Annotated in this window: 14 protein-coding genes and 1 tRNA gene; 2 read left to right on the top strand and 13 right to left on the bottom strand. The window is 70.7% G+C overall.

Annotated elements, in window-relative coordinates:
• Nucleotides 1–22 precede the first annotated feature (22 nt).
• The 8 genes from PSH03_RS27490 to PSH03_RS27455 all read right to left on the bottom strand — a co-directional run bounded on the left by PSH03_RS27490 (nucleotide 23) and on the right by PSH03_RS27455 (nucleotide 7,795).
• Complete coding sequence (locus PSH03_RS27490; RefSeq protein WP_210784794.1) at nucleotides 23–1,276, bottom strand: sulfate adenylyltransferase subunit 1; 1,254 nt, start codon at nucleotides 1,274–1,276, stop codon at nucleotides 23–25.
• 74 nt (nucleotides 1,277–1,350) lie between these two features.
• On the bottom strand, nucleotides 1,351–2,262 hold the full coding sequence (gene cysD / locus PSH03_RS27485) for a sulfate adenylyltransferase subunit CysD (protein WP_091394617.1): 912 nt from the start codon (nucleotides 2,260–2,262) through the stop codon (nucleotides 1,351–1,353).
• A 75-nt stretch (nucleotides 2,263–2,337) separates the two neighbouring features.
• Nucleotides 2,338–3,168: a 3'(2'),5'-bisphosphate nucleotidase CysQ gene (locus tag PSH03_RS27480; protein ID WP_091394622.1), complete on the bottom strand. Its 831-nt coding sequence runs from the start codon at nucleotides 3,166–3,168 to the stop codon at nucleotides 2,338–2,340.
• A gap of 132 nt (nucleotides 3,169–3,300) precedes the next feature.
• Nucleotides 3,301–3,891, bottom strand: coding sequence for an aminoacyl-tRNA hydrolase (gene pth / locus PSH03_RS27475; protein ID WP_210784775.1), 591 nt, complete (start codon nucleotides 3,889–3,891; stop codon nucleotides 3,301–3,303).
• Between the two features lie 94 nt (nucleotides 3,892–3,985).
• Nucleotides 3,986–4,681: a 50S ribosomal protein L25/general stress protein Ctc gene (locus tag PSH03_RS27470; protein ID WP_238690820.1), complete on the bottom strand. Its 696-nt coding sequence runs from the start codon at nucleotides 4,679–4,681 to the stop codon at nucleotides 3,986–3,988.
• A 333-nt stretch (nucleotides 4,682–5,014) separates the two neighbouring features.
• Entirely contained in the window at nucleotides 5,015–5,995 is a 981-nt protein-coding gene (locus PSH03_RS27465; RefSeq protein ID WP_030329105.1) for a ribose-phosphate diphosphokinase, read from the bottom strand.
• 58 nt (nucleotides 5,996–6,053) lie between these two features.
• Nucleotides 6,054–7,613 (bottom strand): bifunctional UDP-N-acetylglucosamine diphosphorylase/glucosamine-1-phosphate N-acetyltransferase GlmU, encoded by a 1,560-nt coding sequence (gene glmU, locus PSH03_RS27460; protein WP_308194399.1) that lies wholly within the window; start codon nucleotides 7,611–7,613, stop codon nucleotides 6,054–6,056.
• Nucleotides 7,614–7,723: 110 nt separating this feature from the next.
• Nucleotides 7,724–7,795 (bottom strand) — tRNA-Gln (locus PSH03_RS27455).
• Between the two features lie 314 nt (nucleotides 7,796–8,109).
• Here PSH03_RS27455 and PSH03_RS27450 point away from each other — a divergent pair.
• Both PSH03_RS27450 and PSH03_RS27445 read left to right on the top strand, forming a co-directional pair.
• The gene (locus PSH03_RS27450; RefSeq protein WP_210784778.1) at nucleotides 8,110–9,075 is read left to right on the top strand and encodes an acyl-CoA desaturase; all 966 of its coding nucleotides are present in this window, start codon (nucleotides 8,110–8,112) and stop codon (nucleotides 9,073–9,075) included.
• Between the two features lie 224 nt (nucleotides 9,076–9,299).
• Nucleotides 9,300–9,998, top strand: a complete 699-nt coding sequence (locus PSH03_RS27445; protein ID WP_210784779.1) for a TetR/AcrR family transcriptional regulator — start codon at nucleotides 9,300–9,302, stop codon at nucleotides 9,996–9,998.
• A 6-nt stretch (nucleotides 9,999–10,004) separates the two neighbouring features.
• On the opposite strand, the gene PSH03_RS27440 is transcribed toward PSH03_RS27445, so the two are convergent.
• The 5 genes from PSH03_RS27440 to rsmA all read right to left on the bottom strand — a co-directional run bounded on the left by PSH03_RS27440 (nucleotide 10,005) and on the right by rsmA (nucleotide 15,072).
• The gene (locus PSH03_RS27440; RefSeq protein WP_210784780.1) at nucleotides 10,005–10,481 is read right to left on the bottom strand and encodes a DUF4383 domain-containing protein; all 477 of its coding nucleotides are present in this window, start codon (nucleotides 10,479–10,481) and stop codon (nucleotides 10,005–10,007) included.
• Nucleotides 10,482–10,686: 205 nt separating this feature from the next.
• Nucleotides 10,687–11,142, bottom strand: coding sequence for a DUF4383 domain-containing protein (locus PSH03_RS27435; RefSeq protein ID WP_210784781.1), 456 nt, complete (start codon nucleotides 11,140–11,142; stop codon nucleotides 10,687–10,689).
• A 100-nt stretch (nucleotides 11,143–11,242) separates the two neighbouring features.
• Nucleotides 11,243–13,048, bottom strand: a complete 1,806-nt coding sequence (locus PSH03_RS27430; protein ID WP_210784782.1) for an ABC-F family ATP-binding cassette domain-containing protein — start codon at nucleotides 13,046–13,048, stop codon at nucleotides 11,243–11,245.
• 120 nt (nucleotides 13,049–13,168) lie between these two features.
• The gene (locus PSH03_RS27425) at nucleotides 13,169–14,116 is read right to left on the bottom strand and encodes a 4-(cytidine 5'-diphospho)-2-C-methyl-D-erythritol kinase (protein WP_210784783.1); all 948 of its coding nucleotides are present in this window, start codon (nucleotides 14,114–14,116) and stop codon (nucleotides 13,169–13,171) included.
• An 86-nt stretch (nucleotides 14,117–14,202) separates the two neighbouring features.
• Nucleotides 14,203–15,072 carry a 16S rRNA (adenine(1518)-N(6)/adenine(1519)-N(6))-dimethyltransferase RsmA gene (gene rsmA / locus PSH03_RS27420; protein WP_210784784.1) on the bottom strand — a complete coding sequence of 290 codons (870 nt, stop codon included), beginning with the start codon at nucleotides 15,070–15,072 and terminating at the stop codon, nucleotides 14,203–14,205.
• Between the last annotated feature and the right edge of the window lie 40 nt (nucleotides 15,073–15,112).

Below are 15,112 nucleotides of genomic sequence, written 5' to 3'. Positions count from 1 at the left end.
GTGCAAGATCGCGGGGCAGGGGTTAGGTGGCTTCGACGATCATGGCGGCGCCTACCGTGCGGTTGGTCGCCTCGTCGATGATGACGAAGCCGCCGGTGGTGCGGTTACGGCGGTACTCGTCGGCCAGCAGCGGCACCGTCGTGCGCAGTCGCACCCGGCCGATCTCGTTGAGCCGCAGTTCGTCGGCGGACTCGTCCCGGTGCAGGGAGTTGATGTCCAGCCGGTAGTGCAGCCCGCGCACGATCGCCCGGGCCGACCGGGTGGTGTGCTTGATCGCGTACCGGCCGCCGACCCGCAGCGGGGCCGTCTCGTCCATCCAGCAGACCATCGCCTCGATGTCCTGGGCCACCGCCGGCGCGTTGTTCGGCCGGCAGATCAGGTCACCCCGCGAGATGTCGATCTCGTCGGCCAGTCGTACCGTCACCGACATCGGCGGGAACGCCTCCGGGACCGGCCCGTCGGCGGTCTCCACGGCGGCGATCCGGCTGGTGAAGCCGGAGGGCAGCACCATCACCTCGTCGCCCGGCTTCAGCACGCCGGAGGCGACCTGGCCGGCGTAGCCGCGGTAGTCGGTGACAGTGGTGGACTGCGGACGGATCACGTACTGCACCGGGAACCGGACGTCGACCAGGTTGCGGTCGCTGGCGATGTGCACCCGCTCCAGGTGGTGCAGCAGCGACGGGCCCTCGTACCACTGCATGTTGTCCGACCGGGTGACGATGTTGTCGCCGCGCAACGCGGAGACCGGCACCACTGTCAGGTCCGGTACGTCGAGCTTCGCCGCGAACGCTGTGAACTCGTCGGCGATCCGCTCGTAGACCTCCTGCGACCAGTCGACCAGGTCCATCTTGTTGACACAGAGGACCAGGTGCGGCACCCGCAGCAGGGAGCAGAGGAACGCGTGCCGACGGGACTGCTCGACGAGGCCCTTGCGCGCGTCCACCAGGATCAGCGCCAGGTCCGCTGTCGATGCGCCGGTGACCATGTTGCGGGTGTACTGGGTGTGGCCCGGGGTGTCGGCGATGATGAACTTGCGTCGGGGGGTGGCGAAGTACCGGTACGCCACGTCGATGGTGATGCCCTGCTCCCGCTCGGCCCGCAGACCGTCGGTGAGCAACGCCAGGTTGGTGTATTCGTCACCGCGGGCCGCGCTGACCGCCTCCACGGCGGCCAACTGGTCGGTGAAGAGCGACTTGGTGTCGTAGAGCAGCCGCCCGATCAGGGTCGACTTCCCGTCGTCCACGCTGCCGGCGGTGGCGAACCGCAGCAGGTCCATCGGCCGGGCCTCCGGCCCGGCCCCGGTAACAGCCCGCGCCTCCGCGCTCGCGGCGGCCACGATCTCGGTGCTCATCAGAAGTAGCCCTCCCGCTTGCGGTCCTCCATGGCGGCCTCGCTGACCCGATCGTCACCACGGGTGGCGCCGCGCTCGGTGATCCGGGTGGCCGCCACCTCCTCGATGACCTTCTCCACGGTGTCCGCGTCGGAACGGACCGCGGCGGTGCAGGAGGCGTCGCCGACGGTGCGGTAGCGCACCTGCGCCTTGAACCGCTCCTCACCCGCGCGGGGGCGGAAGAACTCGTTGACGGCGTAGAACATGCCGTCCCGCTCGATCACCTCACGCTCGTGCGCGTAGTAGATCGACGGCAGCGGGATGCGTTCCCGGGCGATGTAGTGCCACACGTCCAGCTCGGTCCAGTTGGACAGCGGGAAGACTCGGATCGACTCGCCCGGGTGGTGCCGGCCGTTGTAGAGCGACCACAGCTCCGGCCGCTGGTTCTTCGGGTCCCACTGACCGAACTCGTCGCGGAAGCTGAACACCCGCTCTTTCGCCCGGGCCTTCTCCTCGTCCCGGCGGGCGCCTCCGAACAGCGCGTCGAAGCGGTGCTTCTCCACCGCGTCCAGCAGCACCGGTGTCTGGATCCGGTTGCGCATGCCGTCACCGGACTCCCGGACCATGCCGCTGGCCAGGGCCTCCGGCACGCTCGCCACCACCAGTTGCAACCCCAGCTCGGCGACCCGTTGGTCGCGGTACTCCAGGACCTCGGGGAAGTTGTGCCCGGTGTCGACGTGCATCACCGGGAAGGGGACGTTGGCCGGGGCGAACGCCTTCTGCGCGAGCCGCAGCATGACGATCGAGTCCTTGCCACCGGAGAAGAGCATCACCGGGCGTTCCATCTCGGCGACCACCTCGCGCATCACGAAGATGCTCTCCGCTTCCAAGGCGTCCAGGTGGGAGACCTGGTACGCCGCGGGGGTGGTCATGACAGCGGCTCGATTCGCTCGCTCATCCGATTTCCAGACCTTTCCGGTCGGGCATGTCAAGAAAGTTCGCTCAGGCTACCCGGAATGTTTCTGCAGCGCTGCAAGCAACCGGGTGGCGAGATCCTTGCGGCAGACCAGGAGGTCGGGCAGCCGCGGATCCGCCTCGTTGTATTTCAGCGCAGAACCGTCGATCCGGGAAGCGTGCAGTCCGGTGGCCGTCGCCACAGCGATCGGGGCCGCCGAGTCCCACTCGTACTGCCCACCTGCGTGGATGTACGCGTCCACCTCGCCGGTGACCACTGCGGCGATTTTCGCTCCGGCCGAGCCCATCGGCACCAGGTGCGCCCCGACGTCCTCGGCCAGATCGGTCAGGAAGACCGGCGGTCGGCTCCGGCTCGCGGCCAGGCGGATCTTCCGCTCGCCGGCCGTCGCCGCCTCCACAGTCATCGGCGGGTACGCCGGCGGGTAGTCAGTGCCCAGCACCCGGTGCTGCGCCGGCAGCCCCACCGCCCCGGCGACCAGCCCGTGCGGGCTCGGCGCGTTGCGCGCCCAGAGCGCCACGTGCACAGCCCAGTCCGAGCGGCCCTCCTCGGAGAACTCCCGGGTGCCGTCCAACGGGTCGACGATCCACACCCGGTCCGCGTTCAGCCGTGACACCGCTCCGGTGTTCACCTCCGCGGCCCAGGCCAACCGCGACCCCTCGTCCTCCTCGGAGAGCACCGCGTCACCCGGACGCCACTTCGCCAACTCCGTGCGGATCAGGTCGTGCGACACCTTGTCCCCGGCCGACTTCAGCGCACCGGCGTCGGCGAAACCCATCTCCGTGCGCAGGTCGAGCAGCGCCTGCCCGGCCCGGGACGCCAACCATCGGGCAAACGCGCCATCGATCATCGGAGGACTGCTCATCTGTCCGCTCCCGTCGCCTCGCCACGCTGCCCGCACGGGCCGATCCGCCGCGACTCGCGTCGCCGGTCGCGGCACGCTGAAAGGCGCAGACTACCGGCCCGCCGTTTCCGATTCGGCTACGCCCCGCCCGGCTCAGCCGCCGTGGTAGAGGTTCTGGGTCGGCTCCACGCCCTTGATGATCACCGACTCCACCACGTCGGCGGCCCGGTCCACCAGGAAATCCAACTCCTTGCGCTCGGCCGCGCCAAAATCCGACAGCACATAGTCCGCCGGATCCTGCCGCCCCGGCGGTCGGCCGACGCCGAACCGCACCCGGGCGTAGTCCTTGGTCCCCAACGACTTCGACATCGAACGCAGGCCGTTGTGCCCGCCCTCGCCGCCGCCGAACTTGACCCGCACCTGGCCGAAGCCGATGTCCAGCTCGTCATGCACCGCGATCACCTGTGTCGTCGGCACCTTGTAGAACTGTGCCAACGCCGCGACCGGCCCGCCGGAGAGGTTCATGTACGTCAGTGGTTTGACCAGCACCAGCTTCGGCCCACCGAACCCCAGCCGCGCCTCGGCCACCTCGGCCACCGCCCGCTTGTGCCGGCCGAAACGCGCACTCACCCGCCCGGCCAGCAGCTCGGCCACCATGAACCCGACGTTGTGCCGGTTGCCGGCGTACTCCCGACCCGGGTTGCCCAGGCCGACCACCAGCCACGGCCCCGTCTCGTCCGTCACGACCCGTCCCTTCCGACGCCCATCCCACCGACTCCCGATATGCCGACAGGCGCCCCCGAACATCCGGGGACGCCTGTCGCACAGTACGAACCGATCAGGCCTCGGTGCGCGCCTCGGTCGTCTCGGCGCCCTCGGCCGGGGCGGCGTCCGCGCCCTCGGAGCCCTCGGTGGTCTCGCCGACCTCGGCCTCGGCCTCGTCGGTGGCAACCTCGACCTCGGGCAGCGTCGCCTCGAGCTGCTCGGCGGTCGGGGCGGCGGTGATCGACGCGACGGTCAGCTCCGAGTCGACGGCCAGCTCGACGCCGGTCGGCAGCTCGACATCGCCGGCGGTCACCAGGGTGCCCGCCTCCAGGCCCTCGATCGACGCCTCGAGGTGGTCCGGAACCTTGGTGGCGTCCGCGGTCACCGAGAGGGTGTCGTGGTCGTGCACGATCAGGGTGTCCCGGGCGGCCTCGCCGGTCAGCTGGACCGGGACCTCGACGGTGACCTTCTCGCCCCGGCGGACCAGGATCAGGTCGACGTGCTCGAAGGTGTCGCGGATCGGGTCACGCTGGATCGCCTTCGGCAGCGCCAGCACCTGGGTGCCGTCGGCGATGTCGATCGCGAAGAGCTGGTTGGCACCGCCCTTGCGGATCGCGGCGGCGAACTCCCGCGACGGCAGCGCGATGTGCTTGGGCTTCTCGCCGTGGCCGTACAGCACGGCGGGCACCTTGCCGGCCCGGCGGGTACGGCGGGCACCACCCTTGCCGAACTCGGTACGGGGCTCGGCGCTGATCTTTACCTCGGACACGGGGAAACTCCTGATGCTTTTCGCTGCGGCGGCTTGTCGTCTAACGGTGCTGGGGCGAGGGGCTCGCTGGGGCTCATGCGTCATGAACGACTGCCCGGAGCACCGCGTCGATGACGGTGCCTCCGTGCGGCGCTTTTCAGCGGCCCGCCGGGCACCCTCGCCGTGGCAACCGCACCAGTCTACCCGAGCTGTTTCCAGGGTTTCCGGCAGTCCCCGATCACGGCTCAAGACCGGCGCGTCGGTGGTGCTCCCACCAGCGTGCCGGCCCCGTTTCCACCAGTTTGCCAGCCCCGCGCCCGCCAGCGTGTCGACTGGCGGAAACGGGGCTCAGGGTCAGCTCAGGCCACCGAAGAGGGTGGTCACCGAGCCGTCGTCGAAGACCTCCCGGATCGCCCGCGCCAGCAGCGGCGCGATCGACAGCACTGTGAGCTTGTCCAACTGCTTCTCCGGCGGGAGCGGCAGGGTGTTCGTCACCACGATCTCGCTGATCGAGCTGTTCTTCAGCCGCTCGGTGGCGGGGTCGGACAGCAGCGCGTGGGTGGACGCGACCACGATCTCCGCCGCGCCCGACTCCTTGAGGATGTCGGCGGCCTTGGCGATGGTGCCACCGGTGTCGATCATGTCGTCGACGATCAGGCAGACCCGGCCCTCCACCTCGCCGACCACCCGGTTGGCCACGACCTGGTTCGGCTTCATCGGGTCACGGGTCTTGTGGATGAACGCCAGGGGGCAGCCGCCCAACCGGTCGGTCCACCGCTCGGCCACCCGCACCCGGCCCGAATCCGGTGCCACCACTGTCATCGGCCGGCCGGCGTACTTGTGCTCCACGTACTCGGCCAGGATGTCCATCGCGAAGAGGTGGTCCACCGGGCCGTCGAAGAAGCCCTGGATCTGCGCGGTGTGCAGGTCGACGGTGAGGATGCGGTTCGCGCCGGCGGTCTTCAACAGGTCGGCGACCAGTCGGGCGGAGATCGGCTCCCGACCACGGTGCTTCTTGTCCTGGCGGGCGTACGGGTAGAACGGCAGCACCACTGTGATCCGCTTGGCCGACCCCCGCTTCAGCGCGTCCACCATGATCAGGGTCTCCATGACCCAGGTGTTCACCCCGTGCGTGACGGACTGCACCACGAAGGCGTCCGAACCACGTACCGAGTCCTTGAACCGTACGAAGATCTCGCCGTTGGCGAACTCGTACGCGTCGGCCGGCGTCGGCGCGACGCCGAGCACCTCGCCGATCTCCTTGGCCAACTCCGGAAAGCCACGTCCGGAAAAGAGCATCAGGCTTTTGCGGTTTTCGGCGACGATGCTGCCCATGGGCCCGTCTGCTCCCGTTATGTCGGCGGTACCCGACCCGGTGTTGGTGGGTCAGGGACTATTCGGTTGCAGTATCTCCCGCGCCGGATGCGCCGCCCACCGTCTCGGTCGCCCCGTGGATTGCCTCACTGTGGCTTGCGGCACCAGTCGTACCGGACGCACCCTTGGCGTCGCCGCCAGGCTGCGCATCCTTCGCGTCGCGGGCCCGCTGCGCCGCCTCCGCCGCGGCAGTGCCGGCGCGCCGCTTGACCACCCAGCCCTCGATGTTGCGCTGGCGCGCCCGGGCGACGCCCATCGCCCCGGCAGGCACGTCGTCGATGATCACCGAACCGGCCGCCGTGTACGCCCCGTCACCCACCTCGACCGGTGCCACGAACATGTTGTCCGCACCGGTCCGCGCGTGGCTGCCGATCACAGTGCGGTGCTTGTTGACCCCGTCGTAGTTCACGAAGACCGACGCGGCGCCGATGTTCGTCTGCTCGCCGATCGTCGCGTCGCCGACGTACGTCAGGTGCGGCACCTTCGCGCCGGCGCCGATCTGCGAGTTCTTCACCTCGACGAACGTGCCGACCTTCGCCTTCTCGGCCAGCTGGGCGGCCGGCCGCAGGTACGCGTAGGGCCCGACGGTCGCGCCCGCGCCCACCTCGGCACCGACGGCGTGGCTGCGGACCACCGACGCGGCGGGGCCGACGATCGTGTCGATCAGGGTGACGTCCGGCCCGATCAGCGCGCCCGAGCCGACCACGGTGCCGCCGCGCAACTGGGTGTTCTGGTCGACCACCGCGTCCCGGTCCAGCGCGACAGTCACGTCGATCCAGGTGGTGGCGGGGTCGAGCAGGCTCACCCCGGTGCGCATCCACGCCTCGTTGATCCGGTCGCGCAGCAGCCGACGCAGCGTGGACAGCTCCACCCGGTCGTTGCAGCCCAACGTCTCGACGTGGTCCACGGCGACGTGCACCGCCACCGGCTCACCGGCGGAACGGAGCAGACCGAACACGTCGGTCAGGTACTCCTCGCCCTGGTCGTTGTCGGTGGAGAGCTTGCCCAGCGCCTCGCGCAGCCGCACCGCGTCGAACGCGTAGATGCCGGCGTTGATCTCCCGGATCGCGCGCTGCGTCGGGTCGGCGTCGCGCTCCTCGACGATCTGCTGCAGGCGGCCGTCGACGTCCCGCACGATCCGCCCGAGGCCGGTCGGGTCGGGCACCTCGGCGGCCAGCACGGTGGCCGCCGCGGCGGCCTCCTCGTGCGCGGTCACCAGCGCGCCCACCGTCTCCGGCCGCAGCAGGGGAACGTCACCGTTGATCACCACGACGGTGCCGGCACCGTCCGGTACGGCCTCCAGCGCGATCCGTACGGCATGCCCGGTGCCGAGCTGCTCGGCCTGGAGCACCGGAGTGGCGTCCGGGGCGACCTCGGACAGGTACGCCCGCACCTGGTCGGCGCCGTGCCCCACCACGACGACTGTGCGGTCCGCGCCCAACGGGGCGGCGGCGCTCAGCACGTGACCGAGGAGCGTCCGACCGAGCAGGGGGTGCAGCACCTTTGGCAGTGTCGACTTCATCCGCTTGCCCTCACCGGCGGCAAGTACGACGACGGTACGGAGGTGGGGCTGGGGCACGACGTGGCTCCCGTCGGGACGGCGGACACTCTCGCGGCCATGCTAGCCGCGGGGCCCGGCGCGTTCCCCTCTTACCCCCACCAGATCCTAAAACGGACGTAGGTGGGCAGCTCGGCCGCCAGGGTTCGAACCTGAAATACGGGTACCAAAGACCCGGGTGTTGCCAATTACACCACGGCCGATCAGCGACGCGAGGACGTCGCAGGAGGGATGGACATCCCGCCGCTACACCTTAGCGCCCCGGCCGTCGGATGCCAGCGCTCATCCCGTCGCACGGCGGGCGGTCGATGCCGTCGACCTTCTGGGGATGGTCGGCCCGCAGCTCGACCGCCCGGCTTCCCGGGTCGGTCAGGTACCCGCCGCCGGGCCGACTGACCTGCGACTTCGAGCAGTTACGCGAAGGCGATTCGAAACTTCCCCGTGCGATCTACGGTGCCGTAAGTTACGGTGACGTAGGCGTAGCTTCGTGATCGTTACCATCCCCCTGCGAGGTCCCATGTCCACTGCTCTGCTCGATTCCAACACCGCCGGACCCGGCCCCAAACCACTCACCGACGGCAGCCAGTCCCCCGGCATCCTGGCCGCCCTCTGGGCTTTCGTGGTGATCCCCTTCGTCGCCCTGCTGGTCGCCGTACCGGTGGCGTGGGGCGGCTGGCTGGGCTGGACCGACGTGATCATCGGCCTGGTCTGGTACGTCGTCTCCGGGCTCGGCATCACCGTCGGCTTCCACCGCTACTTCACGCACGGCTCGTTCAAGGCCAAGCGGTGGCTGCGGGTGACTCTGGCGGTCGCGGGTTCGCTGGCGGTGCAGGGCGAGATCATTCAGTGGGTCGCCGACCACCGGCGCCACCACGCGTTCTCCGACCTGGAGGGCGACCCGCACTCGCCGTGGCGCTTCGGCACCAGCTTCTGGGCGTTGACCCGGGGCCTGTTCCACGCACACGTGGGCTGGCTCTTCCGCCGGGAGCTGTCCAACCGCGGCCGTTTCGCACCGGACCTCATCGCCGACCGGGACATCAGCCGGGTCGACCGGCTCTTCCCCGCGCTGGTGGCCATCTCGCTGCTCGGCCCGGCGCTGATCGGCGGCCTGGTGACCTGGTCCTGGCAGGGCGCACTGACCGCGTTCTTCTGGGCCGGGCTGGTCCGGATCGGCCTTCTGCACCACGTCACCTGGGCGATCAACTCGGTGTGCCACGTCTACGGTGAGCGTCCGTTCGCGATGCGCCAGGGCGACCGCGCGTCGAACTTCTGGCCACTGGCGATCCTGTCGTTCGGCGAGAGCTGGCACAACCTGCACCACGCCGACCCGACCAGCGCCCGGCACGGCGTGTTGCGCGGTCAGGTGGACATCTCCGCCCGGGTGATCTGGTTGTTCGAGAAGACCGGCGCGGCAACGCAGGTGCGCTGGCCAAAGCCCGAGCGCCTCGCCGCCAAGCTGGTGAAGCCGGTCGCACCCCACTGAAACCGGGCGGTGCACGACGATGCCGCCTGGCAGGATGGCCGGGTGACCGAGCCATGCGGGGGGACCAGGCGGCTCGGCGGACGGGAAGCCGAGCCCGAGCCGGGTACGGTCGAACGGCGCGTCAGGGCGGTCGGACCGCCCGACAGTGAGGCGACGACGTGAACGGGCACAGCGGAGGAACCATTCCACGGCAGGGCGTCACCGAGCGCCAGCGAGGCGGCGACATGCCCGAGGCCAGCGACGAGGCGGCGGCAGCTGTCGGCGGCCGACGGGCGACGCCGACGGCGGCACCGAAAGCCAAAGCTCCCTCCCGGGTCCGCATGTCGGCGGCCCAACGCCGGGAGCAGTTGATCGCGACCGGCCGGCAACTCTTCGCCGAGCGCGGTTTCGACGCCACCTCCATCGAGGAGGTGGCGGCCCGCGCCAAGGTCTCCAAGCCGGTGGTGTACGAGCACTTCGGTGGCAAGGAAGGGCTCTACGCGGTGGTGGTGGACCGCGAGGTCCGGGCCCTGTTGGACCGGATCACCACGGCGTTGACCGCCGGGCACCCGCGGGAGCTGCTCGAGCAGGCGGCGTTGGCCCTGCTGACCTACATCGAGGAGGAGGCGAGCGGTTTCCGGGTGCTGGTCCGCGAGTCGCCGCTGATGTCCGGCACGGCCACCTTCAGCAGCGTCATGAACGACGTGGCGCACCAGGTCGAGCACATCCTGGGCGCCGAGTACAAGAGCCGCGGGTACGACCCGAAGCTCGCCGAGCTGTACTCGCAGGCGCTGGTCGGCATGGTGGCGTTGACCGGTCGCTGGTGGTTGGAGGTGCGTAAGCCGCGCAAGGAGACGGTGGCGGCGCACCTCGTCAACCTGGCCTGGAACGGGTTGTCGCACCTGGAGGCGAAGCCGACGCTGATCACCGCGCGGCGCAACTGACCCCGATCAGCGGCGGTGCACGTCGGCCACCGGGTGCTTGCGGTGTTCCAACTCCGCCTCGGCGGATTCCGGTGGACCGACCTTGTCGTAGAGGCCGGTGCCGAGCAGGATCAGGCCGAACAGCATCGACACCACCACTGTCGACATCGAGAAGTTGAGAAAGTTCGCTCCGGTCTGCAGCACCGACATCATCAGGATGCTGGTCACCAGGAACACCACGCCCGCGGTGAGGTTCATGTAGTGGCCGAGGTTGGTACGCCGCGAGGCCCCGATGATCAGGACGATCCCGAAGATCACCGAGGCGAGCGAGAAGGCCAGGTTGGTCCGGAGCCCGAGGGCCCAGGTGCTGGTGCGGGCGAAGAGCGGGTCCCCGATCGTCTCGGCGACGCCCCAGACGCCGAAGACCAGGATGTAGACGCCGATCAGCCCGGAGAGGACCCGGTAGAGCGGCCGTGCCGGATGGTTGACCGGAAAATGCGGCATGCCCAGACCCCCTGATGCGACCGTTTCAGGGGAATTGTCGCCCAGGCAAGCACTAACTGTCCGCAGAACCCCAAAGCCGAAGGGGTCCGCCGACAGGCTGGACCGAGTCAGGTTTTCGCCGGAGCCCGAGCTGCGCAGGGATCAAGCCTGACCGCCCGGAGCAGCTCGGGCTCCGGCGAAAACCCACGGCCGCGACCAAAGGGATTCAGAGAACGAGACGAGCCTTCTGGAACGCCTCCGCCTCGTCCTCCGTGCCGACCTTGCCGTACATGCCGACCATGAGCAGCACCAGCGCGGCCGTCATCACCACGACCACTGTGGTGATGCTGAAGTTGAAGATGTTGGCGTCGGTCCGGATGAACGCGAGACCGGCCAGGCTGACCACCATGAGGGTGTACGCCAGCCACTGGTTGATCGCCACGTCGATGTTGCGGCCGAGCGCGGTGCCGACCAGCACGATGATCCCGAGCAGCACGCTGAGCAGCGAGAAGCCGAGGTTGGTGCCCTGACCGAGGACCCGGGTGTCGTCCTGGGCGAGGATCTCGTTGCCGGTGCTCGCGATGATGCCGAGCACACCGAAGACGACCAGGTACAGACCGGTCAGCCCGCCGATCGCCCGGTAGATCGGCCGCGCGGGGTGGTTGACGGGGGTGTGTGCCATGTCTGTGTCTCCAACGCCGTGGGGTAGGTGTCGCCGACGATTGTCTCGCATGTGGTGGTGTGACGCCGCACACGGGGCCCAGGCCGGCGCGCCCGGCCGGTCAGCTCTCGGGCAGGTCCTCGGCGAGGGTCATCCAGCTCTCCTCGATCCGCTCCCGTTCGGCGCGCAGATCCTTGAGCTGGGTGTCCAACTCGGCGACCCGGGCGTAGTCGGTGGCGTCCGCCGCGAGCTGATCGAGCAGCGTGGTCTCGCGCTGGTCGAGCTTGCTGAGCTGCCGCTCCAGCCGGGTCAGCTCCTTGCGGGCCTGACGGACCTCGGCGGCGGACATGCCACCTCCCGATGGGGTGCCGGGCGCGGAGGTCGAGGTGACGCCCACCCGAGGAGAGCCGGCCCGCTCGGCGGTCCGCGCGAGGTATTCGTCCACACCGCCCGGCAGGTGCACCAGTCGACCGTCGCCGAACATCCCGTACGCCGTGTCGGTGACCCGCTCGATCAGGTACCGGTCATGGCTGGCCACGATGATCGTGCCGGGCCACGAGTCGAGCAGGTCCTCCAGCGAGGCGAGGGTGTCCGTGTCCAGGTCGTTGGTGGGCTCGTCGAAGAGCAGCACGTTGGGCTCGCCGGCCAGCAGCCGCAGCATCTGCAACCGGCGGCGTTCCCCACCGGAGAGGTCACTGACCGGGGTCCAGAGGCGGCGGTCGTCGAAGCCGAACACCTCGGCGAGCTGCGCGGCGGAGACCTCCCGGTCGCCGAGCTGAACCCGGCGGGCGACCTCCTCCACCGCCTCCAGCACCCGCAGGTGCCCGGGCAGCTCGGTGAGCTCCTGGGAGAGGAACGCCGGCCGCACTGTGGAGCCGGTGCCGAGGCGACCGCCATCGGGGCGGGTGATGCCGGCGAGCATCCGCAGCAGCGTGGTCTTGCCAGCGCCGTTGGCACCGAGGATGGCGATCCGGTCGCCGGGGCCGACCAGCCAGGTGACGTCGCGGAGGATCTCCTTCGGGCCGGCGTGCAGCTCGACGTTCTCCAGGTCGTACACCTGCTTGCCCAGCCGGGAGGTGGCCATGCGCTGCAACGACATGGTGTCGCGGGCCGGCGGCACGTCGGCGATCAACGCGTTCGCGGCGTCGATGCGGAACTGCGGCTTGGAGGTCCGCGCGGGCGGGCCACGGCGCAGCCAGGCGATCTCCTTGCGGAGCAGGTTCTGCCGGCGGGCCTCGGTGGCGGCGGCGACCCGCTCGCGCTCGGCGCGGGCGAGGGTCCAGGCGGCGAAGCCACCCTCGTAGGCGCGGACGGTCTGGTCGGCGACCTCCCAGGTGTTGGTGCAGACCGCGTCCAGGAACCACCGGTCGTGGGTGACCACGACCAGGGCGCCCTTACGGCCGACCAGGTGCCGGGCCAGCCAGTCGACCCCGCCGACGTCCAGGTGGTTGGTGGGCTCGTCGAGGATGAGCAGGTCGGAGTCGCGCACGAGCAGCGCGGCGAGCGCCACCCGGCGACGTTCGCCACCGGACATCGGGCCGACCGGCTGGTCGAGGCCGAGGTGCGGCATGCCGAGGCCGTCGAGGATGCCTCGCACCCCGGCGTCGCCAGCCCACTCGTGCTCGGCGCCCATGCCCTCGGCGAGCCAGGCGGTGCCGAGCACCACGTCCCGGACGGTGGCCTCGGGAGCGAGGGTGAGCTGCTGCGGCAGCCACAGCACACGCAGGTCACGGCGGTGGGTCACCCGACCGTCGTCGGGGTCCTCCTGCTTGGTGAGCAGTCGCAACAGGGTGGACTTGCCGGCACCGTTGAGGCCGACCACGCCGATCCGGTCGGCGTCGTCCAGGCCGAGCGAGACGTCCGTGAGCAGCCGCCCGGCGGCGCCGTACCCCTTGGACACCCGGTCCAGATTGACGATGTTCGCCACGTTCCACCCTTCATGATCAAGGCGTCCCGATGCCGGCGGGCACCTGGACGCCTGTCCCAAGGGTACGCGGAAGCCCCGAACGCCCGCGCCGCGCGCCAGCAGCTCCGGTGGAACGCGTCGTCAGCCGACGCGGGCGCCGGCTACCGGACCGTGCGCGACGCGCGCCTCCCGGCAGACGCCCGCTGCGGTCAACTCGGCGGCGATGCGCTCCGCGTCGGCCGCGTTGGTGGCGAGAAACACGCAGGTCGGGCCCGAGCCGGAGACGATGCCGGTGAGCGCGCCGGCCGCCTCGCCGGCCTTCAGGGTGTCGGCCAGCGCCGGGCGCATGGCCAGCGCGGCGTCCTGGAGGTCGTTGCCGAGCGTGCGGGCGAGCACCCGGGGGTCACGCTGGCGCAGCGCGCCCAGCAGCGCGTCGGTGCTGCCCAGCGGGGCACCGGCTGCGCCGGTGTCGCGCAGCCGATCCAGCTCCCGGTACGCGGTCGGGGTGGAGAGACCGGCGTCGGCGATCGCCACCACCCAGTGCCAGGAGGTGGGGCGGGCCAGCACGGGGCTGATCGCCTCACCCCGGCCGGTGCCCAGCGCGGTGCCACCGTAGATCAGGAACGGCACGTCGGAGCCGAGGTCGGCGGCGATGCCGGCCAGCTCGTCGCGGGACAGCCCGGTGCCCCAGAGCGCGTCGCAGGCCACCAGCGCGGCGGCTGCGTCGGCGCTGCCACCGGCCAACCCACCGGCGAGCGGGATCTGCTTGCGCAGGTGCAGTCGGGCGTGCGGCAGCACCCCCGCGTACCCGGCGAGGGCGTGCGCGGCGCGGATCACCAGGTTGGTGTCGTCCAGGGCCAGCTCGCCGGTGCCCTCACCCTCCATGGTCAGCGCGAGGGTGTCGCCCCGACGGGCCGTCAGCTCGTCGTAGATCGAGATGGCGTGGTAGACCGTGTTCAGCTCGTGGTAGCCGTCCCGGCGCAGTGGGCCCACCCCGAGGTGCAGGTTGACCTTCGCGGGCACCCGAACCCGCACCGGGCCGATGGCCCCGCGTGGCTCGTCGTCGTCCGGTCGCCAGGCCTCGGTCACGGGGTGATGTCCCGCATGCGCAGGCGGATGTCGAACGGCTTGGCCACGATCAGCTCCTCAGCGTCCTGGGCGGGCACCGCGTCAGCCTACTTCGCGGCCGGCGTACCGACCGGAGCCGACGCGGCGATGGCGGCGAACTGCTCGACGGTCAGTGACTCCCCCCGGGCGCCGGGGTCGACGCCGGCGGCGGTGAGCGCCGCGGCGGCCCGGTCCGCGCCACCGGCCCAGCCGGCCAGCGCGGCGCGCAGCGTCTTGCGCCGCTGCGCGAACGCCGCGTCCACCACTGCGAAGACCCGCTGCCGCGGTACGTCGGTGCGGGGCGGCTCGTGGCAGGTGAAGGAGACCAGGCCGGAGTCGACGTTGGGCACCGGCCAGAACACGTTCGGCGGCACCTTGCCGGCGCCCCGGGCCTGGGCGTACCAGGCGAGCTTCACCGACGGAATGCCGTACACCTTGGAGCCGGGGCCGGCGACGAGCCGGTCGGCGACCTCCTTCTGCACCATCACCAGACCGTGTCGCAGGGTGGGCAGCACGGCGAGCAGGTGCAGCACCACGGGCACTGCGACGTTGTAGGGCAGGTTCGCCACCAGCGCTGTCGGTGCCGGGTCGGCCAGTTCGGCGGCGGCGATGCGCAGCGCGTCCGCGCGGTGCACTGTGAGCCGGGCGGCGTCGGCCCCGGCGTGCCGCGCGACGGTCTCCGGTAGCGCTCCGGCGAGCACCGGGTCGATCTCCACGGCGTGCACGTGCCCGGCGACCGGCAGCAGCCCCAGGGTCAGCGAGCCGAGCCCGGGCCCCACCTCCAAGGCCACGTCGTCGGGGGTGAGGCCGGCGGCGGTCACGATCCGGCGCACTGTGTTCGGGTCGTGCACGAAGTTCTGGCCCAGCTTCTTGGTGGGCGCGACGCCCAGCCGGGCGGCGAGTTCCCGGATCTCCGCCGGGCCGAGGAGACCGGTCATGGCTGGCAGCGTAGCGACGGGGTCGGTGCCGACCGTCGGG

Origin of the sequence: Micromonospora salmantinae (assembly GCF_022230905.1) — a bacterium.
GTDB classification, from domain to species: domain Bacteria; phylum Actinomycetota; class Actinomycetes; order Mycobacteriales; family Micromonosporaceae; genus Micromonospora; species Micromonospora salmantinae.
Note: the sequence above shows the minus strand (reverse complement) of the source record. Positions and strands in the feature narration are given on the sequence as shown.